Annotated in this window: 23 protein-coding genes; 18 read left to right on the top strand and 5 right to left on the bottom strand. The window is 54.9% G+C overall.

Features of this window, described 5'->3' with window-relative positions; genetic code table 11:
• Positions 1 to 198: 198 nt before the first annotated feature.
• Both AC2T28_RS01555 and AC2T28_RS01550 read right to left on the bottom strand, forming a co-directional pair.
• Entirely contained in the window at positions 199 to 615 is a 417-nt protein-coding gene (locus AC2T28_RS01555) for a hypothetical protein (RefSeq protein WP_486747185.1), read from the bottom strand.
• Positions 616 to 638: 23 nt separating this feature from the next.
• Complete coding sequence (locus AC2T28_RS01550) at positions 639 to 1352, bottom strand: HAD family hydrolase (protein ID WP_486747184.1); 714 nt, start codon at positions 1350 to 1352, stop codon at positions 639 to 641.
• Positions 1353 to 1441: 89 nt separating this feature from the next.
• On the opposite strand from AC2T28_RS01550, the gene clpS reads away from it, so the two are divergent.
• The 6 genes from clpS (at position 1442) to AC2T28_RS01520 (ending at position 6324) form a co-directional block, all read left to right on the top strand.
• Complete coding sequence (clpS, locus tag AC2T28_RS01545) at positions 1442 to 1783, top strand: ATP-dependent Clp protease adapter ClpS (protein ID WP_138161327.1); 342 nt, start codon at positions 1442 to 1444, stop codon at positions 1781 to 1783.
• Positions 1784 to 1795: 12 nt separating this feature from the next.
• Positions 1796 to 2791 (top strand): class I SAM-dependent methyltransferase, encoded by a 996-nt coding sequence (locus AC2T28_RS01540; protein WP_486747183.1) that lies wholly within the window; start codon positions 1796 to 1798, stop codon positions 2789 to 2791.
• Between the two features lie 80 nt (positions 2792 to 2871).
• Positions 2872 to 3675 (top strand): SDR family NAD(P)-dependent oxidoreductase, encoded by an 804-nt coding sequence (locus tag AC2T28_RS01535; RefSeq protein ID WP_486747182.1) that lies wholly within the window; start codon positions 2872 to 2874, stop codon positions 3673 to 3675.
• 40 nt (positions 3676 to 3715) lie between these two features.
• A complete protein-coding gene (gene hemF, locus AC2T28_RS01530) occupies positions 3716 to 4609 on the top strand; it encodes an oxygen-dependent coproporphyrinogen oxidase (protein ID WP_486747181.1) in 894 nt (297 codons plus the stop codon).
• Between the two features lie 65 nt (positions 4610 to 4674).
• A complete protein-coding gene (locus AC2T28_RS01525; RefSeq protein ID WP_486747180.1) occupies positions 4675 to 5361 on the top strand; it encodes a hypothetical protein in 687 nt (228 codons plus the stop codon).
• A 141-nt stretch (positions 5362 to 5502) separates the two neighbouring features.
• The gene (locus tag AC2T28_RS01520; RefSeq protein WP_486747179.1) at positions 5503 to 6324 is read left to right on the top strand and encodes a glycoside hydrolase family 25 protein; all 822 of its coding nucleotides are present in this window, start codon (positions 5503 to 5505) and stop codon (positions 6322 to 6324) included.
• A 12-nt stretch (positions 6325 to 6336) separates the two neighbouring features.
• Here the strand turns inward: AC2T28_RS01520 and hemC are convergent, their stop codons facing one another.
• A complete protein-coding gene (gene hemC, locus AC2T28_RS01515; RefSeq protein WP_486747178.1) occupies positions 6337 to 7293 on the bottom strand; it encodes a hydroxymethylbilane synthase in 957 nt (318 codons plus the stop codon).
• Between the two features lie 214 nt (positions 7294 to 7507).
• On the opposite strand from hemC, the gene hemE reads away from it, so the two are divergent.
• Entirely contained in the window at positions 7508 to 8542 is a 1035-nt protein-coding gene (hemE, locus tag AC2T28_RS01510; RefSeq protein WP_486747177.1) for a uroporphyrinogen decarboxylase, read from the top strand.
• 429 nt (positions 8543 to 8971) lie between these two features.
• Here the strand turns inward: hemE and AC2T28_RS01505 are convergent, their stop codons facing one another.
• Together AC2T28_RS01505 and AC2T28_RS01500 are read right to left on the bottom strand one after the other, a co-directional pair.
• Positions 8972 to 10069 carry a CaiB/BaiF CoA transferase family protein gene (locus AC2T28_RS01505; RefSeq protein ID WP_486747176.1) on the bottom strand — a complete coding sequence of 366 codons (1098 nt, stop codon included), beginning with the start codon at positions 10067 to 10069 and terminating at the stop codon, positions 8972 to 8974.
• A gap of 130 nt (positions 10070 to 10199) precedes the next feature.
• Positions 10200 to 11057 (bottom strand): helix-turn-helix domain-containing protein, encoded by an 858-nt coding sequence (locus AC2T28_RS01500; protein ID WP_486747175.1) that lies wholly within the window; start codon positions 11055 to 11057, stop codon positions 10200 to 10202.
• Positions 11058 to 11150: 93 nt separating this feature from the next.
• Here AC2T28_RS01500 and pobA point away from each other — a divergent pair, with 93 nt between their 5' ends.
• The 11 genes from pobA (at position 11151) to AC2T28_RS01445 (ending at position 21762) form a co-directional block, all read left to right on the top strand.
• Positions 11151 to 12332 (top strand): 4-hydroxybenzoate 3-monooxygenase, encoded by a 1182-nt coding sequence (gene pobA, locus AC2T28_RS01495; RefSeq protein ID WP_486747174.1) that lies wholly within the window; start codon positions 11151 to 11153, stop codon positions 12330 to 12332.
• A 129-nt stretch (positions 12333 to 12461) separates the two neighbouring features.
• Complete coding sequence (locus AC2T28_RS01490; RefSeq protein ID WP_486747173.1) at positions 12462 to 12980, top strand: SRPBCC family protein; 519 nt, start codon at positions 12462 to 12464, stop codon at positions 12978 to 12980.
• A gap of 100 nt (positions 12981 to 13080) precedes the next feature.
• Positions 13081 to 14010 (top strand): ABC transporter ATP-binding protein, encoded by a 930-nt coding sequence (locus AC2T28_RS01485; protein WP_486747172.1) that lies wholly within the window; start codon positions 13081 to 13083, stop codon positions 14008 to 14010.
• On the top strand, positions 14007 to 14768 hold the full coding sequence (locus AC2T28_RS01480) for an ABC transporter permease (RefSeq protein ID WP_486747171.1): 762 nt from the start codon (positions 14007 to 14009) through the stop codon (positions 14766 to 14768). Before AC2T28_RS01485 ends, AC2T28_RS01480 begins: the two co-directional genes overlap by 4 nt.
• A gap of 205 nt (positions 14769 to 14973) precedes the next feature.
• Positions 14974 to 15780, top strand: a complete 807-nt coding sequence (locus AC2T28_RS01475) for a nucleotidyltransferase domain-containing protein (RefSeq protein WP_486747170.1) — start codon at positions 14974 to 14976, stop codon at positions 15778 to 15780.
• Positions 15781 to 15916: 136 nt separating this feature from the next.
• The gene (locus AC2T28_RS01470) at positions 15917 to 16714 is read left to right on the top strand and encodes a S49 family peptidase (protein ID WP_486747169.1); all 798 of its coding nucleotides are present in this window, start codon (positions 15917 to 15919) and stop codon (positions 16712 to 16714) included.
• 171 nt (positions 16715 to 16885) lie between these two features.
• Positions 16886 to 17830 (top strand): calcium/sodium antiporter, encoded by a 945-nt coding sequence (locus AC2T28_RS01465; RefSeq protein ID WP_486747998.1) that lies wholly within the window; start codon positions 16886 to 16888, stop codon positions 17828 to 17830.
• Between the two features lie 558 nt (positions 17831 to 18388).
• On the top strand, positions 18389 to 20260 hold the full coding sequence (gene uvrC, locus AC2T28_RS01460; RefSeq protein WP_486747168.1) for an excinuclease ABC subunit UvrC: 1872 nt from the start codon (positions 18389 to 18391) through the stop codon (positions 20258 to 20260).
• A gap of 141 nt (positions 20261 to 20401) precedes the next feature.
• Positions 20402 to 21067: a CDP-diacylglycerol--glycerol-3-phosphate 3-phosphatidyltransferase gene (gene pgsA / locus AC2T28_RS01455; RefSeq protein ID WP_486747167.1), complete on the top strand. Its 666-nt coding sequence runs from the start codon at positions 20402 to 20404 to the stop codon at positions 21065 to 21067.
• A complete protein-coding gene (gene moaD, locus AC2T28_RS01450; RefSeq protein WP_486747166.1) occupies positions 21067 to 21312 on the top strand; it encodes a molybdopterin converting factor subunit 1 in 246 nt (81 codons plus the stop codon). Before pgsA ends, moaD begins: the two co-directional genes overlap by 1 nt.
• 3 nt (positions 21313 to 21315) lie before the next feature.
• Positions 21316 to 21762, top strand: coding sequence for a molybdenum cofactor biosynthesis protein MoaE (locus AC2T28_RS01445; protein ID WP_486747165.1), 447 nt, complete (start codon positions 21316 to 21318; stop codon positions 21760 to 21762).
• The last annotated feature ends 10 nt before the right edge of the window (positions 21763 to 21772 follow it).

Genomic DNA, 21772 nt, shown 5'->3' with positions numbered 1-21772 from the left:
ACCTTAACACATCCTTGGAATGTAAGATACACGCGCTTTGGTGCAATCGGCCCCATCCTTTAGTGCATGGGCAATATACAGTAGGTTGGTGCTAGGTTAGCCGCTAGATGGGGCGTTTATTAAGGAAGTGTTACCCGGTTTGCGGGTGTTTTATTGTTCACCTGATGCCTTCCTGCCACAAGAATCAGCTCCTTTGTTTCAGGGTTTATGGGGGCCAGCGGCATAATAGTTGGACAACAGTTCAAGCTCGACAGAAACGTAGCAGGGTTCGGGAATCATTGCTTTGATGCGGGTTTCCAATGTGCAGAGCAAGGCCTTGAAAAACGCGTCGTCGCGATGGGGTCTGGCAAGGACAGCAACAGAAACACAGACATGGCTGTGATGGCAGTGGCTGGTCGGATAACCGCGCCCCTTGCACTCACCTGCGCTGCTGTCGTGTTCATGGATAACTTTTTCAATTTCAGCCAAGATGGCTTTGGCGTCAATGATCAGGTCTGTCGAAAACTTAATCTCCGCGTGCGGCATTATTGTCTCCTGTTTAATAGTCGCAATCAAATAATGTTCAGATCGAAAAGGGGAAAACCACTCGATTTGGGCGCGGCTGAGAAAGAGCACACTAAGGTGGTCTCTGGCAACCTTTAGCCGATTGTAGACACAAGCTCGGCCAGTTCTGACAAATCGCTGAGTTGGTGGAATTTCGGGTCACTTTTGGGCGCATCTTCCTTTTCCAGTTCCCAGATCAGGCTATGCGGGACGTAGGTGCCCCAACCACCGGCTGTAATCATTGGCGCAACATCTGACCGCATCGAGTTGCCAACCATCATGGTGCGTTCCACCCCGTCCGCATGGTTGGAAAAAATGTCCAGATACACTTCGGGTGTTTTCTCAGAAACAATTTCAACGGCATCAAATAGGTCGCCTAAACCGGATTGTGCCAGTTTGCGTTCCTGATCCAGCAAGTCCCCCTTGGTCACCAAAACGATGCGGTAGTCACCAGCCAGCGCTGTGACGGTGTCGCGCGCATGAGGCAACAGCTCGATTGGATAAGACAGCATCATCTGACCAGCTTCGATCAACTCGTGGATCACCGTTGCCGGAACGCGCGCATCGGTCACTTCGATGGCGGTTTCGATCATCGATAGGGTAAACCCCTTAACGCCGTAACCATAGCGCCCAAGGTTGCGCTTTTCTGCTGCCAGCAGCCGTTCATTCAATCTCTCTGGATCCAGATCAACGGGTGTGTGGTCCGCAAGCAATTCGGTAAATTTTTGCTGCGTTATCCGAAAGAAGCGCTCGTTATGCCAAAGCGTATCATCGGCATCAAACCCAATGGTAGTTAAAGTGCGTGCCATTGTATTGCTCGCTTTCTCTTTTCCTCGCCGAGATAGAGGCTATATAAGCGGGTGAAGAATTTCCATGCCTGACCCGGATTGAACCCCTAATGACACTGTTGCCCCATATCATGTCGGACCAGTCAGATGACTCCACAGACACCGGAGTTCTCACTAAGACCAAACCAAAGACCCAGCGCCCTCCACGATATAAGGTGTTGTTGCTAAATGACGACTATACGCCGATGGAATTTGTGGTGATGGTGTTGGAACGCTTCTTTGGCATGACCCATGCCGAGGCGTTTGAGATCATGCTGATCGTCCACAAAAAGGGCTTGGCAGTTGTCGGGGTTTACAGTCATGAAATTGCCGAAACCAAGGTTGGTCAGGTGATGGATTTTGCCCGTCGGCAGCAGCATCCGCTGCAATGTACCATGGAAAAAGAAGAATAAGAGGCCGCTCACATGTCCATCCGTCTCTCACTGGCGATCGAGTCAGGTGGTTTTGTTGTGCCTGCAAGCGGCAAGATCGCGGTATTCCTTCCGCGCGCTGAACATGACCTGTCGATGCTGCCGCGCGATCAGGTGACGGTGGTACAACCGATGCGCCCCGATCACGACGTTTTTACCGGTCGCGGTTATGACTGTGTGGCCGAGATCGAGCCGGGAACCGAGATTGCTGCGGCTATTGTATTTCTACCGCGCGCCAAGGCGTTGGCCCGTCACCTGGTGGCTCAGGCCGTGGCGCTGAGCAATGGCCCGGTTCTGGTCGACGGTGCCAAAAACGATGGAATCGATTCGCTGTACAAAGCAGCGCGCAAACTGACCAACCCTTCCTCAGCAGCGGCTAAGGCACACGGCAAGGTGTTCTGGATCGAGGATGACAGGCAGGTTTTTGCCGAGTGGTTGGCAGATGATTTCAGCATTGTTGATGGGTTCTCCACCGCTCCAGGCGTGTTTTCGGCGGATGGGATTGATCCGGCCTCGCGTCTGCTGGTGGATGCGCTGCCAACAAAACTGGGGCGCAACTTGGCCGATCTTGGCGCGGGCTGGGGTTATTTGTCGGCGCAGCTTTTGCAACGGGATGAGGTCATCGAAAACCTGCATCTGGTCGAGGCAGATCACAATGCCCTGACTTGTGCCCGCCGTAACGTGACAGACCCACGAGCGCAGTTTTATTGGGCTGACGCACGAGAATGGAAGCCTTCGCATCTGTTGGATGGGGTCATCATGAACCCGCCGTTCCACACGGGACGCAGTGCAGAACCGTCTTTGGGCCAGGCTTTTATCAACACCGCTGCGCGGGTGCTGACCCCATCGGGGAACCTGTGGATGGTCGCGAATCGGCACTTGCCATATGAAACGACCTTGGCAGAACGGTTTGTTCAGGTCTCCGAGATTGCTGGAGATAACAAATTCAAGGTGTTGCAGGCCAGTCGTCCGAAACGCCTACGCCACTAACCGGGAAAACGCGAACGGTTTTCAAGTCTGCAATTGCAGTTTATTCTGACGGCTGCATTACCCTGACGGAGTCCTAATTTATGTCCTTTTCGATATCCGGCAAAACCGCGATTGTGACTGGTGCAGCCAATGGTATTGGCTTGGCTATCGGCAAGCAGTTTGCCGCTGCCGGAGCCAACGTGATGTTTGCTGATGCGGATGAGGCCGGTTTGATCCGTGAGCTGGGAAATCAACCAGAAGAGGGCAATACCCGCTATTTTGCCGGTGATCTGCGCGAGCGCCTTACCATCGCCAATCTGCTTTCTGCGGCAATAGATGCCTTTGACCAGATCGACATCTTAGTGAATGGCGCGCGTCAAGTGGTGAGCAGTGATCCGCTGGATCCAGACGATGACTCGACCCACATGCTTTTGAATGAAAACCTGCTGCCAACCCTGCGCCTATCGCAACAGGTGGCCAAGCGGATGATGAAGCAGGGTGAGGGGCGTGAGGACAACGGCCCCCAAGGGTCCATCATCAACCTGTCGTCGATTGCCGCACGACGTACCCACCCCGAGTTGATGGCCTACTCGGTGTCCTCGGCGGCGATGGACCAGATGACCCGGTCGCTGTCAGTCGCATTAGCTCCGCACCGCATTCGTGTGAATAGCATTGCCTTTGGATCGGTCATGAGTGCCTCGATGAAGGAGGTGCTCAAGGAAAACCGAAGCTACCGCGAAGACATCGAAGAACATACACCACTGGGCCGCATTGCCTCCCCCACCGAGCTGACCGAGACCGCACAGTTCCTGGCCTCCGAGGCCTCGTGTTTCATGACCGGCCAGGTGGTGACGCTGGATGGTGGTCGCACCTTACTGGACCCCGTGGCCGCACCGGTTCACTAAACCGAAAACTCTACCTCCCCAATTCACGGAAAGTCCTGACATGAGCGCCGAGATGAAGACCGAAAAAGCCCAGGCCGCAGAATGGTTCCGGACACTGCGGGACGAGATTGTAGTGGCATTCGAAGGGCTGGAAGACAGCCACGATACCGGCCCCTTGTCAGATCAGGCACCCGGTCGGTTTGAAGTCACCGAGACGAAACGTGCTGCGGACGATGGTTCGGACGCTGGTGGCGGGTTGATGAGCGTCATGCGCGGTGGCCGGGTGTTTGAGAAAGTCGGCGTTAACGTGTCCGAGGTCTACGGTACATTGGGAGAGCGGGCCCAGAACGCAATGGCCGCTCGTAAGGGTATTCCGGGGATGAAAGATGACCCTCGATTTTGGGCGTCAGGTATTTCGCTGGTGGCGCATATGCAGAACCCGCATGTGCCAGCCGTGCACATGAACACCCGGATGTTCTGGACCCCGCACGCCTGGTGGTTTGGCGGTGGGTCCGACTTGAACCCTTGCATCGAATATGACGAAGACACCCAGCATTTCCATCATCGCCAGCAGGCGCACTTGGATCCGCATGGCGAGGACCTATACCCGCGCCTGAAGAAATGGGCGGATGAGTATTTTTACATCCCGCATCGCAACCGGGCCCGAGGTGTTGGTGGCATCTTTATGGATGACCAGAACAGTGGCGATTGGGTTGCTGACTTTTCGCTGACCCAAGACATCGGCCGCGCCTTCCTGCCAGCCTTTGTGCCATTGGTCGAAAAACGCCGGGTGCAGGACTGGTCTGACGCCGACAAAGACGCCCAGCTAGTGCATCGCGGGCTCTATGCGGAATACAATCTGGTCTATGACCGTGGCACCAAATTTGGACTGGAAACCGGCCACGATGCCAACGCGGTACTGATGAGCCTGCCACCGCTGGCCAAGTGGATTTGAGGGCCCGATTTTCTGACACTATGTAGAGAGGTCAGCTTGTTTATGGCTGACCTTGATAGGATGTAATGAATAAGTTTTTGAATTTTCTTGGCATAATTGCGTTTTCGTTTTCGGTAAGTTGGATGTCAGAAGCGTCGGCAGAGGGCGTCCCTGCCAAGATCAGAATTGAGATTAGTCCAGATGCTTGGCCATGCTTTTCGCTGGAATACGCAGTGAACAGGCGAGAGATTTTTGGGTTTGATATGGCGAGCGACTTTGAGGTCGTCATAGTGGATGGGGCTCAGTTCTTGTCGGGCGCAGAGACCCACGAGCGTTGCCTGGGGTATTCTCAAGAGTGGGAGCGGTCCGGGCACTTTCGTTTGGGTGACCGATATCCAGAGGTTCTTCCGCAAACTGCGCAGCACCTTCAGTTCGCCGAGTTTTATTCGGCACCACTTGCTTGGCGGATCTGGGAGCAAATTAGCAGGGAATATGTAAAACGAGGCGACCAGCGTATGGCCTTCTTTATTTCAGCTGAATTGGTTTTCAAAATTTCTTCTATTTCGGTTGTGTGTGAGGCGGTACCAGAGCTGCTTTCGGATTTCCCTGAGGTTTGCAACTTCGATCAATTACAAGGCGAACTGACTGATGCGGTGGCTGCGTATAAACAGTTTGCAAGCGAGGCTGACGTTAGTCCAGAGGCACGTACCGAAATGACAAAGATCGTTGCTGAAGGTGTAGCTAACTTCGAGGCCATTTCGCGCTGGCCTTAAATTGATTCGCATAGTCAGAGGTTTGCCCAATTGCTTTGCGCGGGCAGCCGCCGATCGTTGGTCGCACTATAGCAATGAGTACATCCACCAGTATGCTGGGCGCAGTCTTGAAGAGTGCTGCCCGGTTGGGCCAGAGGGTTTATGCGTAAACTGATTTTGTTGGTCGCGATGAGTATGGCCTTGGCAACCTGTGCGTCGCGGCCGGAGCCTGAATTGGTGCAACCTGTTCCTCATGTTGCGGCCGAAGCAATGGCGCACCTGGTGACCTATCCTCGATTCGGTGACAGTGACCCGCACGAATGGGAACGGCGCAAGCCAACCTCGTACCCCGTTCACGGCATCGATGTGTCGCGTTGGCAGGGCGAGATCAACTGGCACCAAGCCCGCAGAGCCGGGGTCTCCTTTGCTTATATCAAGGCGACCGAGGGCGGGGACGTCGCCGACCCGAATTTTCATACCTACTGGACCGGCGCGCAGAGGGCAGGGGTGCGGCGTGGAGCTTACCACTACTTCTACTTTTGTCGTCCCGCAGCACAGCAGGCACGCTGGTTTATCAAACACGTGCCCCGTGATCCCGGTGCCTTGCCGCCTGTACTGGACATGGAGTGGACCCCACATTCGCCGACCTGCACAATCCGTCCGGATGGCGCAACGGTCCGGCGCGAGGCCAAGCGGTTTCTGGACATGCTCGAAGCACACTACGGTCGCCGCCCCGTGGTCTATACCACGGTGGATTTCTATCAGGACACGGGTATTGGCCGCTTGGATGGAACCGAGTTCTGGCTGCGATCCGTTGCGGGGCACCCATCCCAAGTCTACCCCGGCGCGCCCTGGCAGTTCTGGCAATACAGTGGCACGGGGCGCGTACCGGGCATTGCCGGGGATGTGGATCTGAACGTGTTCCGGGGCAGCCCCGTAAGCTGGCTGCGGTGGAGCGGGCGACCCGCTCCAGTTTTTAAGTGAGGGGCGCGGGGCTTAACGCCAATCGAAAAATCCGTCACCAGCGCGTTTTAGCAGATTTTCGGCCATCTCGCGGCCCAGCTCGGCACCGTCTTCGATCGTGCAGGTCTCATCCATAGAAATGGCTTCGGAACCATCCGGGCGCAACACCTCGCCACGCAGGCGCAGAGTGTTGCCATCCAACTCCGCCAAGCCTGCAATCGGGGTTTCGCAAGACCCGTCTAGCGCCGCCAGGAATGCCCGCTCTGCGGCCAGTCGCTGTCCAGTGGCCTTGTCATGCAATGCAGCCAGCATATCAGCCACGCGGCTGTCATCGATGCGACGTTCGATACCAATGGCGCCCTGCGCCACGGCGGGCAACATGTCGTCTGTATCAATCGCGGTGGCTGGCACATCGGCCATGTTCAACCGGTTAAGTCCGGCCATGGCTAGGAAGGTGCATTCAGCCACGCCGTCGTTTAGCTTTTTCAGCCGGGTCTGCACATTGCCACGAAACTGCACCACGTTCAGATCCGGGCGGCGGTTCAACAGCTGCGCGGTACGGCGCAGAGATGAGGTTCCAACAACCGCACCCTCGGCCAGGTCTGTCAGCGACGACAGCTTGGGCGAGACAAAGGCATCACGCACATCTTCACGCGGCAGGTAGGTGTCCAGCAGCAACCCTACGGGCTGAGCCACTGGCATGTCCTTCATCGAATGCACCGCAATGTCGATGGCTCCCGACAGCAGGTCCTCTTCGATCTCTTTGGTGAACAGCCCTTTGCCACCCAATTCCTTGAGCGGCTTGTCAGCCGCAATCAGCGCCTGATTATCACCGGTGGTCTTGATCACTACAATCTCAAACGCCTCTTCGGGCAGATCAAACGCTTCGCCCAGGCGGCGGCGGGTTTCATAAGCCTGAGCCAGGGCTAGTGGCGAACCACGGGTGCCGATTTTCAGGGGGACGGCGGGAGAGGGCAGGATCAATGTCATGGCGAAGCTTTAGAACACTTTCAGGCACAGGGGAAACCAGTTTCCATCTGCCTCACCTGAATTGAGCCTGCTTTGACATAGAACAAAGTTAAATGGCTCGCCCAAGCGCTAAGTCGCGACAGATTGCCCGAAGATGCAGGGCGGATGCGGCTTTGCCTTGACAATGGCCCGCGTAACGAAGACCCAAGCGGGCAAGCGAGAGATGAGGACGGACATGGCCGAACAGAAAAAGATACTGCGTGCACTAGCGGGTGAGCAACAGGATGTGCCCCCGATCTGGATGATGCGCCAGGCTGGTCGTTACCTGCCCGAATATCGCGCCACTCGCGCGCAGGCCGGGGATTTTCTCAAACTGTGTTATAATCCGGAACTGGCCGCCGAGGTGACTCTTCAGCCGATCCGTCGCTATGGCTTTGATGCTGCGATCCTGTTTGCCGACATCCTTCTGGTCCCCCAGGCGCTGGGCGCGGACCTGTGGTTTGTGACGGGCGAAGGCCCGCGGCTGTCCACGATCACCACGCAGGCTGATTTTGATAAACTAGGTCCGGTCAGCGACATCGATGAGGTGCTGAACCCGATCTACGAGACCGTCAAAATACTTTCGCGTGAGCTGCCTTCTGAGACCACGTTGATAGGTTTTGCTGGCGCCCCATGGACCGTGGCGACCTATATGATTGCAGGGCGTGGCACCCCGGATCAGGGCCCCGCGCATCTGCTGCGCGAAGAGAATAATGCACTGTTCGAAGCTCTTCTGGCCCGGATCACTGCCGCTACCATCGAATATTTGTCCCGCCAGATCGACTCTGGAGCCGAAGTAGTCAAAATCTTTGACAGCTGGGCCGGCTCGCTGAAAGGTGACGCATTCCAGAAATACGCACTGGAACCCGCCCGTGAAATCACCTCAGCGCTAAAGGCCCGTCATCCCGGGATCCCGGTGATCGGCTTCCCACGGGAAGCAGGCGAAAAATACATCGGCTTTGCCAAGGCTACTGGTGTTGACTGTGTGGCGCTGGACAATTCGGTGTCACCGGAGTGGGCCGTGCAGAATGTTCAGGTTGATGGCTGTGTGCAGGGTAACCTGGCGTCGCGCCATATGGTGACCGGTGGACAAGAACTGGTGGATGAGACCCGAGCCATTGTCAAAGCGTTCACAAACGGTCCGCATATCTTCAACTTGGGTCACGGGATCACCCCTGATGCAGATCCCGATAATGTGCAGTTGATGATCGATACTGTGCGCGAAAGCTGAGCTAAAAAGCCGATGATTTTGGAAAAGCGGGGCCAGTAAAGGCCCCGCTTTTGTTTGTAGCTATGCAGGCTATTGTACGGTTTATGGTGCGGCCAATGGTTGCTCAGTCCCAATTCCGTCTGCCTTGAGGCATGCCAGGCGAATAATTGAGGCAAGCGTCCAGCCGCGTTTCAGGTTGCGGAAAGCAAGTACGTTATGCCGCCTTGTCGCGCCGCGCGCTTTCAGGCATGGGGGGCGTGTCGCAACCGAGAAGGAATTCCGATGGACTATGGCAAATCTGGCAACGCCAAAAAGGGTGGCAACACGCCGCGACATAAGGAACATAACGCAAAAGGGACCGGTAAGAACCCTTTTGGAAAGGACGCGGTCAAAGCCGATTTGCTTGAGCGTATGAAGAAAGCCTCGGCTGCAAGAAAACAGAGCTAAGGCTCAACTCGGTTTTTTGGCGCTGGTTAGCTCGGCCAATATTTCGTTTGTGTGTTGGCCTCGCTCTGGAAGCGGGGGCGCTTTCCAGTCCGGCTGACCAGAAAAACGGGGGGCCGGGGCTGCTTGCAACACGCCTTGAGCCTCGACCCAGGTCCCACGTGAATTCATCGGATGCGTCAGGGCTTCGGTTGGAGTGAGCACTGGTGAGACACAGGCATCCGTGCCTTCAAACAAAGCCGCCCAATGGTCTCGCGACTGCCCTGCAAACAGACCCGTCAGCCGATCTGTTAAGGTTGGCCAAGATGTGCGGTCAAATTGGTTTTGAAAAGCGGCATCTTCTTCCAGCCCAAGCAGGCGTAGAAACTCGGCGTAGAACTTAGGTTCCAAACACTGCACCGAGATAAACCCACCATCACCACAACGATAAGTCCGGCTCCAATGGGGCCCGTCTAACAGGCTCTGGCCGCGGCGCTCCTCGAAACTCCCAGCCTGGCGAAGAGACATCAAAAGGTTCATCATATGGGCTGACCCGTCATAAATCGCAGCGTCCACCTCACAGCCTTGGCCTGTTGTTCTGGCCCTTAGAATTGCGGCCAACATGCCCACGGCCAGATACATCGCACCCCCTCCGATGTCGCCAACCAGTGTCGGAGGCGTAACGGGGGCGGCATCGGCCGGCGAGCTGTACCACAACGCGCCAGATAGCGAGATGTAATTAAGATCGTGCCCTGCCATATGAGATTGAGGGCTGTTCTGGCCCCATCCGGTCATCCGGCCAAACACAAGCTTCGGGTTCAGACCCAGGCAATCCTGTGGCCCTAGTCCCAGCTTCTCCATCACGCCTGGTCGGAAGCCTTCGATCAGCCCGTCTGCAGTCTCGACCAGGGACTTGAATGTGGCGATATCCTCATCATCTTTTAGATCCAGCTCTATAGAACGTTTGCCTCGGTCCAGTATGGACTGCTCGGGCATGCCTGGCGTGACAGAGCCGCCTTTGCGGTGCACACAGATCACATCGGCGCCCAAGTCTGCCAACAACATTGCTGCAAAAGGACCGGGACCCAAGGCCTCAACCTCGATTATGCGAATGCCGTTTAGCATGTGATTACAACTCTCGTTTTGATAGGCCTAGGCTGCCAGAGTAACCGGCTGCTACGCTTAGCGGGCCAGTCAGGAGCATAACTGTCAAGTTCGTCGACGGGGTTGGTTGATGTAACCGCGCGTCATATGGCTATGTGGCTTCCATCTGACGGCGAAATTCCCTGGGTGCCAACCCGGTGCCCTTGGCAAATACTCGGCTGAAATGCGTTGGGTCGTTAAAGCCTAACTCATAGGCAATCCCCGTAGCTGTCAGGTTGGTATAGATCAACAGCCGACGGGCCTCGCGTAGGACCCGATCATTGACCAGTTGTGAGGCCGAGTGCCCGGTGGCCCCGTGTACAACACGGTTAAGATGAGTAGATGAAATAGCCAGATCAGCAGCATAATCGGCAAGGCTTCGTCGCAATCGAAAGTCTCGCTCAACCAGTGTTTCAAACCGCGTGAACAATGGGTTCCCACGCCCGTTTCGGTGGCTTTCCTCGGCCAGATCAATACTCCGGGCCGCAATGGCCAACGCTACCCCACATAATCCGCGCAACGCTTGTGCGCGGCCAAAACTCTGACTCATGTATTCGTTGTTTAGCTGCTGGGCCATGAGCCGAATATTGTCGGGCATTGGAGTAATGCAGGCACTGGCCAGTGGTTTGCGCAGCCCGTCGCCCCCGATCAAACAGTGATCCATCAGGCCTGATGTCAGTGTTACCACCCAGCCAGAAGTGCTCGGGGTGAATTGAAAGCCATGTACAACATTGCGGGGCACGTTGACGATGCAGGGCGGCGGCAATGTGTGGTTTCGCCCATCCAGTTCCGCTGCTCCGCCGCCATCGGTCAAGAATAGAAGCTGATGAAGCCGGGGGTGTCGATGTGGCTTCAACTCCCAATTATGCCGCTGCGAGCGGGCCTGAATGCTTTCAACATGTAGCTCATCCGCCAGTTCAGAGGTCTCCCCAAAAAGGCTGTAATTCTGTATGTGGTGCTTCGCTTCCATGTACGAAATGTACAAGAACTTGCGCGCTTGGTCCATTCGCAAAGCTGCAGCAACGGGTCATATTAAACCCAAGGACACTGGAAAGGCGCGCATATGTCAGTCACGACAACACAGGTTGGGATCATTGGCGGGGGGCCGTCTGGTCTGTTGCTGTCACAGCTTTTGCATCGGCGAGGAATTGATACCATCGTGCTGGAAAAACACACCCGCGACTATGTGCTGGGGCGCATTCGGGCGGGTGTGTTGGAACATGGTTTTGCCAACCTGATGCGCGAGGCGGGCTACGGCGAACGCATGGATGCCGAAGGCGAAATCCACGAAGGCATCTATATAGCGCATCAGGGCCGTATGGACCGGGTCGATCTGGCAAAGCACACCGGTGGCAACTCTGTCATGGTCTATGGTCAGACCGAGGTCACACGCGATCTGTATCAAGCGCGCGATGACATGGGCGGTGTGGTCATCCACCAAGCAGAGAACGTCACTCCGCATGACCTGAAAAGCAGCACCCCCTATCTGACTTATGAAAAGGACGGCGCCCAGCATCGTATCAATTGTGACTACATTGTTGGCGCGGATGGTTTTCATGGTATCAGCCGCAAATCGATCCCGTCTGATGTGCTGCGCGAGTATGAAAAGATCTATCCCTTTGGCTGGCTGGGGGTGCTGTCTGAAACCAAGCCGGTTTCTCCCGAGCTGATTTACGCCCGACACGAACGCGGTTTTGCGCTATGCTCGATGCGCAGCCAGGTGCTGAGCCGCTATTACATTCAGGTGCCGATCACAGACAAAGCAGAAGACTGGACGGACAAGGCCTTTTGGACCGAGCTGAAAAACCGTCTGCCTGACGTGGTGGCGGATAGTCTGGAAACAGGCCCGTCAATTGAAAAATCCATCGCCCCGTTGCGCAGCTTTGTGGCCGAACCAATGCGTTATGGTCAAATGTTTCTGGCCGGAGATGCCGCGCATATCGTCCCGCCCACCGGGGCCAAGGGATTGAATTCAGCGGCCTCGGATATTCACTATCTCTATCACGGGCTGGTCGATCACTATCTCAAGGATGATGACGCCGGGCTCGACAGTTATTCAGAGAGGGCGTTGGCGAGGGTGTGGAAGGCGCAGCGGTTCTCGTGGTGGATGACCAATCTGCTGCACCGTTTTCCCGATGGGGAAGAGGTGGATCGTCGATTGCAGCGCACTGATCTGGACTATTTGTTCTCTTCGGAAGCTGCGCTTGCCTCGCTGGCGGAAAACTATGTCGGGCTTCCATATTGACGTGAAATGAAGGGTCAGGGCGCTCAGGTATCACTCTTGGTGATATCAGATTGAAGATATGCGATTTGGCAGGGCGGTCAAATTGCGGCTAAGACTATGTATGAGTGTTTAGTTGAGCGAGGGCCTGCCATGCATATGACCGACCAGAAAGAGATCGCTGCGGATCCAGCCGCCGTGTATGCGGCGCTTTTGAATCCCGAGATACTTTTGGTCTGTGTGCCAGGCGCCAAAGAGGTGACAGGCTCGGTAGAAGATGGATTTGACGCGGTCGTCACGCAAAAGGTTGGGCCCGTTAAGGCGACATTCAAAGGTCATGTCTCGCTGTCTGATATGGTCGAAGGTGAATCCCTGACCATCAGCGGCGAGGGCAAAGGCGGTGCAGCCGGATTTGCCAAGGGCAGCGCAAATGTTGTTCTGACCGCAAGCGAGATCGGTACACTGCTAACATATGAAGTGGACGCCAAAGTTGGCGGCAAGCTGGCACAGCTTGGCAGCCGTTTGATCGATGGCTTTGCCAAGAAAATGGCCAACCAATTCTTTACCAATCTGCAAGATGCGCTGGCACCCGAAGGTGAAACCTCAGATGCGGACACGTCGGAAAACGAGGAAAAGAAGGGGTGGCTCAAGAAAATCGCGCGCCGGGCCTGACTCTGCGCATTTGCACAGTGCCTTGCGCATTGTGCCTCTGGTGGTTGCGACACTCTGACGCTAACGTAAACCAAACTGATCAGTTCAGAATGGAATACACATGGCGAGCATCCTCTCCATCCGTGATCTACGGAAATCCTATGCCGGTGGGTTTGAAGCCCTGAAGGGCGTTAGCCTTGATATCGACGAAGGCGAGATCCTGGCGCTGCTTGGCCCCAACGGGGCGGGTAAAACGACACTGATTTCCACGGTTTGCGGCATCATTACGCCAACTTCAGGCAGCGTAACCGTTGGTGGTTTTGATATCTTGGACGACTTCCGCGCTGCTCGGTCGCTGATTGGTCTGGTACCTCAGGAAATCAATTTGGAACCATTTGAGACGGTCTGGAACACCGTGCGGTTTTCGCGTGGGCTGTTTGGAAAACCGCGAAATGATGCGCTGATCGAAGACATCCTGCGCAAACTGTCGCTGTGGGATAAGCGCAAGAACCGGATCATGGAACTGTCGGGCGGTATGAAACGCCGGGTGCTGATCGCCAAGGCGCTTAGTCACGAGCCACGTGTTTTGTTCCTGGATGAACCCACCGCTGGGGTAGATGTCGAGCTGCGCAAGGACATGTGGAACATCGTTGCGGAGCTCAAGGCCTCAGGTGTTACCATCATCCTGACCACCCACTACATCGAAGAGGCCGAGGCGATTGCTGATCGGGTAGGGGTGATCAACGGTGGTGAACTGCTGCTGGTGGAAGAGAAAGAAACTTTGATGGCCCGTATGGGGCAAAAGCAGTTAGAGGTGCAGCTGACCACGCCAGTCTCTGAGCTGCCCGAGGCGCTGGCACACCATGATCTGCAGCTGGTGAATGGCGGTGATGCGATTGTCTATACCTACGACACCCATGCCGATCGCACAGGTATCACTGCCCTGTTGAATGATGTCGCCCAGGCCGGTCTGGTTCTGGCTGATGTGCAAACCCGCCAATCCAGCCTCGAAGACATCTTTGTCGGGCTTGTCTCAGGAGATCCCTCATGAACTGGAGCGCAGTCGCCTCTATCTACCGGTTCGAAATGGCCCGGTTTTTCCGCACCTTGATGCAGAGTTTTCTGTCACCTGTTCTGTCGACTTCACTGTATTTTGTGGTGTTCGGCGCTGCCATCGGCAGCCGCATTGATGAAGTCGAAGGCGTGCCCTATGGCGCCTTTATCGTGCCGGGCCTGATCATGCTGAGCGTGATGACACAGGCGACGTCTAATGCGTCATTTGGCATCTATTTCCCCAAATTCATTGGCACGATTTATGAGCTGCTGTCCGCTCCGGTGAGTTTCTTGGAAATTGTTCTGGGCTATGTTGGTGCGGCTGCGACCAAGGCGCTGTTTATCGGTGTGGTGATCCTTGCCACGGCATCCCTATTTGTAGATCTGACCATTGCGCATCCTTTGGCAATGGTGCTGTTCATGCTGCTCACCTGCCTTAGCTTTGCTTTGCTGGGGTTTATCATCGGTATTTGGGCTGGAAATTTTGAGCAACTGCAACTGGTGCCATTGCTGATCGTGACTCCATTGGTGTTCCTTGGCGGATCGTTCTACTCGATCTCGATGCTGCCGCCAATTTGGCAGAAAATCACACTGTTCAATCCAGTAGTCTACTTGATTTCAGGCTTCCGCTGGTCATTTTTTGGCACCTCTGATGTGCCGGTGGGGCTAAGCCTGTTGGCTATTGGCGGGTTTACTGCTCTTTGCATGGGCGTAATCTGGTGGATCTTCAAAACCGGCTGGCGGATCCGCTCGTAACCAAGATCTCCCGCCCGTCGCAGGTACATCATACGAAGTACCGCTCCCGTTGGGCCTAGCGCCGCGCTGATGCGCGGCGCGGTTGCATTGTGGGGAGGGCGAAGAGGCTTGCGCCAAGGTCACTGTGGGCGAGCAGAGTGATTTTGCACTCTTTTAAGCCACTTGCCTGTGCGGGCTGATTATACTTGGCCCGTGGAGGGCTGGTATGAAACACCGAGACGTTATTGAAACAGTCAGCAACAGTTTGAGATCAAATACAGGTATCTGTGCATTGTTTCTAAGCGGTAGCTACGCAAATGGACATGCCGATGACTACAGCGACATTGATTTTGTGTTGGTTGCGGCGGACGGCGCAACAGATGACATTTCTCAGATATGCGGCAATGCCATCAGTCAGGTTGGAGAAATCGTATTGTGGCGGGATCGGACAACTCGGCCCGCTTTGATCAATGCCATCACAGAAGACTGGACGCGCATTGATGTTTTGATCCTGAAGCCTGAGCAGTTAAGGTTCCAGACCCAGAGCAGCCTGACGCCTCTGTTCGATCATGACAGTCTGTACAAGGATCTGCCCGTCGAGACCAAAACGCCGGGGCCAGATCCTGCTCGGCTGCGCTATCAGTTTGAGGAATTTATTCGGATCTTGGGGCTCTTACACCTAGCGGTGGGACGCCAAGAGTACATCAACGGCGTACTGGGGATCTTCCATTTGCGCAACTTGTTGGTGGATCTGTTGATTGAAGAGACCAACGCCCCCAATCGGGGCGGTGTTTTACATCTGAACCGGCTTATCACCGACGAGCAGAAGGAGCTGCTGATGTCACTGCCGCCAGCAGTGCCAAACCTGGACGCGATGATTTCCGCGCACATCGCTTATGCGCAGGTCTATTTACCGCGCGCACGAAAACTTGCCTGGCAATGGGGTGTTGAGTGGCCTGACCGTTTTGAAGCTGTGACATGGCAACAGCTGAGCAAAACCCTATCGCTTGCCAGGCCATATGAATTGGGTTGAGGTCATTTTATTCTATTGCGCAAGTGGGCATGAAGCGTTGCAAAATTGCCCACCCTGATGTGGATTTTGTAGATCGTGACGTTTCAACACCCGCCGATGTCTTGTTTCAGGCGGGGTGGCAATCTACATCGTCGGGATGACACTACCCATTCCCTTTCTTAAGCGGTCGCCGTTGGTGGCCATTGTACGCCTTTCAGGCGCAATCGGCATGCCAGGACGGGGTGCATTGAGTGATGCGACGCTAGCCCCGGTATTGGAGCGTGCTTTTCGTAAGGGCAAGCCCGCAGCCATTGCGCTTGAAATCAATTCTCCGGGTGGCTCACCTGTGCAAAGTTCGTTGATCGGGGCGCGAATTCGTCGCTTGGCCGCCGAGTGCGAAGTCCCCGTTTACGCCTTTGTCGAGGATGTTGCTGCTTCGGGGGGCTATTGGTTGGCTGCAGCAGCAGATGAGATCTGGGCGGACGATAGTTCGATACTTGGATCTATTGGTGTCATTTCCGCTGGCTTTGGTGCGCATGAACTGCTGGCACAACACGGTGTTGAGCGGCGCGTCTATACGGCTGGCAAAAGCAAATCCATGCTGGACCCGTTTCGCCCGGAAAGCGACGAGGATGTCGCCCGGTTGAAGTCTTTGCTTGGCGATATCCATGAGAATTTCATTTCTCATGTGACGGCGCGCCGAGAGGGTAAGCTGACGACCGAACAGGATCTGTTCACCGGTGAAATTTGGCTGGCCCGCAAAGCAACTGAACTGGGCCTGATCGACGGCATTGCCCATCTCAAACCCAAGATGCAGGAACGTTTTGGCGAGAAAGTCCGGTTTAAACGCTATGGTTTAAAGAAACCCCTGCTGAGCCGGGTTGGCGTAATGATGGCGCAAGATACCCTGGCAGGCATCGAGGAACGGGCCGCATTTGCGCGGTTTGGTCTCTGACGTGATCTTCAAAATTGTATCTCTGTTTCTGGTTGGAATGGCTGTGCTGGCGATGTTTGGCAAGCTGCGGTTCCCAGGGCAGAAACGACTAAAATCTGTGCGCTGCCCAAAGTGCGGGCGCTTTAAAATCGGCAAAGGGCCTTGTGCCTGTGAAAAGGGACGGCACGGATGATGATGCCTTGGCTTCTATCGGCATTGGGTCTGGTGATTTTGTTGCTGGCAGGGGATGCGCTTGTTCGTGGCGCAGTGAACCTAAGCCTGCGCTTGGGGGTCCCGGCGCTGATCGTAAGTTTGACAATTGTCGCTTTTGGTACGTCGGCTCCTGAGTTGCTGATCGCAATTCAAGCGGTGGCCGAGAACGCACCCAGCATTGCGCTGGGGAACGTGGTTGGGTCGAATACAGCCAATATTCTTATGGTCCTAGGTATTCCTGCCATTATGAAAGCCCTGCACACCAGCGAGTGTGATAGCCGCAAGAACTATGTTTTCATGCTTGTTGCTTCGGTATTGTTCATCGCTCTTGCATTCTGCGGTGTGTTTACGATCTGGTCGGGATTGGTTTTGTTGGCCGCTTTGGCCGTAGTGCTGGGCGTGGCCTTTAGAGAGGCTCGCGAACATCGGCGCAATGGCATTGAGGATGACCTGGAAGGCATCGAAGAGGCAGATCCCAACATGCCGTATTGGCGTGTATGTGTGTATTTGCTGTTGGGCTTGATCGGCTTGCCTTTGGGCGCTGATATCCTGGTTGATAATGGCACTGAAATCGCCCGAACCTATCATGTAAGCGAACGCGTGATTGGCTTGACGCTGATTGCGATTGGAACATCTCTGCCAGAACTTGCAACCACGGTAATGGCTGCGCTGCGCCGCCAAGCCGATGTGGCGCTGGGTAACGTGATCGGCTCCAATATGTTCAACTTGTTGGCAATCGTAGGCATCGCGACCTTTGTTGGACCGATCCCAGTTAAAGCTGCATTCCTCAACTTTGATCTCTGGGTGATGTTAGGTGCTTCTTTGTTGCTGATCCCATTTGTATTCTTCAAACAAGATATCACGCGCAACTGGGGCTTTGTTTTGACGGGGTTATATTTGGCTTACATGGCTATTATCTTGTGAGTTGAAGACTCCAACGGTGCACTTGGGTCTTTAAGTTTGAATGCCCAAGTGCAGTTCGCTCGTCCAGATTCTGCTTTGCGGGAAAGCACTGGTGCTTTTTTAATTTACAGAGCAACCTTCTTCGTTTCTAGCTGTTCTCAGTGTGGATCGCAGGCAATTCGAGGACAGGATCCAGATTGCAACTAAGAATTGTCAGATGCCCAGATAACACTATGAGATTGGTATAAAGCTAGTCATACTTATTTGGCTTGAGTTGGGTTATTAGTGCGTATATCGCGCAAAGTTGTGCACCGTGTTTGTTGCCCTCGTGAAAGTGTGATAAAAATATATGCGTTTTCAAGCGTTTATCCGAAATTCATTTTTTATCCCGGTGTTATCAATGGGTTGCGAGGTTGCTTAAAAATTAGGCAACAATTGAAATCCTCACATTTTCAGTTGAAAAGACCAAATAGTCAAAAGATATCTCCGTAGTTATCCACAGGAACGGTGGATTTATTCTTGCTTGATCGGCAAGCTTGAACGTTGCAGCCAAAGGCAGAGAATCATATCTCTTGTAACATGACCGATAAATCCTCCGAAATGCCTTCCCAGCAACCACGTGGCTATACCGTGGTGCAAAGCTACCTCAAGACTCTTGATGGCTCTCCTGGGGTCTATCGTATGCTCGATGCCGAGAACCGTGTGCTTTATGTTGGCAAGGCGCGCAATCTGCGCGCGCGCGTGTCGAACTACAGTCGGCCTGGCAACAGCCCACGGATCGAGCGGATGATCGGGCTGACCACTTCGATGATGTTTTTGACAACACGCACCGAGACCGAAGCGTTGCTGTTAGAGCAAAACCTGATCAAGCAACTCAAGCCCAAATACAATGTTCTGCTGCGCGATGACAAAAGCTTCCCAAATATCTTGCTTGGCAAGACCCATGATTACCCGCAAATCAAGAAGCATCGCGGTGCGCGCAAGGAGAAGGGCAGCTATTTTGGCCCCTTTGCCAGTGCCGGAGCGGTCAATCGCACTTTAAACCAGCTTCAAAAGGCCTTCCTGCTGCGCAATTGCACGGATGCCATGTTCGAAAGCCGAACGCGGCCATGCTTGCAGTACCAGATCAAACGCTGTTCTGCCCCCTGTACCGCCGAGATCAGCCGAGAGGATTACGCTAGCAGCGTACACGATGCTGAACGGTTCCTGTCAGGCCGGTCTACCAAGATACAGGAGGAGCTGGCTGAGCAGATGATGATAGCCTCAGAGGCGATGGAGTTCGAACGGGCTGCTGCTCTGCGCGACCGCATCAAGGCTCTCACACAGGTGCAGACCGCTCAGGGCATCAACCCGCGCGGTGTGGCCGAAGCAGACATCATTGGTTTGCACATGGATAGCGGCCAGGCCTGCGTGCAGGTCTTCTTTGTCCGAGCTAATCAAAACTGGGGTAATCAGGATTTCTATCCGCGCATCGGGTCTGACGTGAGCCCGGCCGAAGTGATGGAGGCCTTTATCGGCCAGTTCTACGACAACAAGGAGCCGCCCCGGCAGTTGATCCTGTCAGACGGTATCGAAAACGAAGATCTGATGATAGAGGCGCTCAGCGGTAAGACCTCTCACAAGGTTGAGATTTTAAACCCGCAGCGTGGTGAAAAAGCTGAACTGATAGCGTTCGCCGTTCGCAATGCCCGCGAATCCTTGGCTCGGCGTATGTCTGAAAGCGCCACACAGGCGAAGTTGCTCCGCGGCCTGGCCGAGGCCTTTGATCTGGACGGTCCGCCGCAGCGGATCGAGGTCTATGATAACTCACACATCCAGGGCACCAATGCGGTGGGCGGTATGATCGTCGCCGGACCCGAAGGCTTTATGAAGAACGCTTATCGCAAGTTCAATATCAAGGGTGAAGATCTGGTGCCCGGTGATGACTTTGGCATGATGAAAGAAGTGCTGCATCGCCGATTTAAGCGACTGCAAAAGGAAGACCCAGACCGCAGCAAGGGCCATTGGCCGGACCTGCTGTTGATTGACGGTGGCGCCGGACAGGTATCTGCAGTCGAGGAGATCATGCAGGAGCACGGGGTAGGGGATATCCCAATGGTTGGCGTCGCCAAGGGCGTTGACCGCGACCATGGCAAGGAAGAATTCCATCGCACAGGCCAGCGCCCCTTTGCTTTGCAGCGCAACGATCCGGTGCTCTATTTTGTTCAGCGCATGCGGGATGAGGCCCACCGCTTCGCGATCGGAACCCACAGGGCGAAACGCGCCAAGGCCATTGGAGCGACGCCTCTGGACGATATTCCTGGTGTCGGGGCTAGTCGCAAAAGAGCTCTGCTTGCTCATTTCGGCAGCGCCAAGGCAGTCAGTCGGGCAAATCTCGCTGATCTTAAAGTTGTCGATGGCGTATCTGCTGCGCTGGCTCAGCGAATTTACGATTTCTTTCAGGACAAATGATGTTGCAAATCCCTGAAAACAAGAACGGATCTCGTCTTCATCTGGCCATAAATATCCTCGCCCAAAGCATCTGTCCCTTTAGGGGCAGATTTTGTCAGCATCTGCTTCCCTACCGGGGCAGTGCAAGTTAATGTCCGCGCTATGACATGGACTTTACCCAATATTCTGACCGTACTGCGCCTTCTGGCTGCCCCCGGCCTTGCAGTGATGTTTCTGTATTTTAGCCGCCCCTATGCAGATTGGTTTGCGCTGTTGCTATTCGTGAGCGCTGCACTGACGGATTGGGTTGATGGCTACTTAGCCCGGGCCTGGAAACAGGAAACTAAACTGGGTGCCATGCTGGATCCCATCGCGGACAAGGCGATGGTGGTAATCGCATTGATGGTCATCGTGGGATATTCCTCAATGTCGCCCTGGCTGGTGTTGCCTGCCACTTTTATCCTGTTTCGCGAGGTTTTTGTTTCGGGTCTGCGAGAGTATCTGGGGGATACTGCCGGCACGCTTAAGGTGACACAACTGGCCAAGTGGAAAACCACGGCCCAGATGACCGCCATTTCGGTGCTGTTTGCCCAAGGGATCTTTGAGCATTACTTGGGCATGTCCGCTTGGGGCATGGGCCAGGCAATGGTCGATCAGATCATGCTGGGTGAAGTTGAAGATCTGCAGGGCATTCGCTGGAAATTCGAAGCTATGATCTGGTCTGGCCGCCTGGGCCTGTGGTTGCTCTGGATTGCCGCCGCGTTGACGCTGATCACCGGGGCCGACTATCTGCGTAAAGCAGTGCCATTTTTGAAGGAAAACACCTGATGGACATTCTTTATTTCGCTTGGGTTCGCGAGCGTATTGGCCTTGCCCGTGAGAGTGTTGAAACCACCGCCACAACAGTTGCCGAGCTTGTAGAAGAACTGCGCGCACGTGAAGAGCGTTATGCTGCGGCGTTCTCGGACCTATCAGCCCTGCGCGTGGCATTGGATCAGGATCTGAGCGACTTTGATGCCTCTCTGAAAGACGTGCGCGAAGTGGCGTTTTTCCCGCCAATGACTGGGGGCTAAGCCATGCGTGTGTCCGTCCAAGAAGAGTGTTTTGAGCTGGGCACCGAGGCAGAAGCTTTTGCCCAAGCTAACAGCAGTTCTGGCGCCATTGTTACGTTCACGGGCATTGTGCGCGATGCAGATCAGGGGGGGCTGGTTGCAATGGAAATCGAACATTACCCCGGCATGACCGCCAAGGCGCTGACTGAGATTGCCCAGACCGCATCGGACCGTTGGTCGCTTGGGGATGCGCTGATCATCCATCGCTATGGCCGCTTGGCGCCAGGTGAGCAAATCATGATGGTCGCCACCGCGTCGCGCCACCGTAAGGATGCTTTTGAGGCTGCCGAATATCTGATGGACTACCTCAAGTCTCGCGCTCCGTTGTGGAAGAAAGAAATCCTTGAGGACGGCGCGGCTGATTGGGTAGATGCCAAAGACGAGGATGAGGACGCACTGACCCGCTGGTAGGCCAGCGCTC

The sequence above is a fragment of the Parasedimentitalea nitratireducens genome (assembly GCF_057444295.1).
Note: the sequence above shows the minus strand (reverse complement) of the source record. Positions and strands in the feature narration are given on the sequence as shown.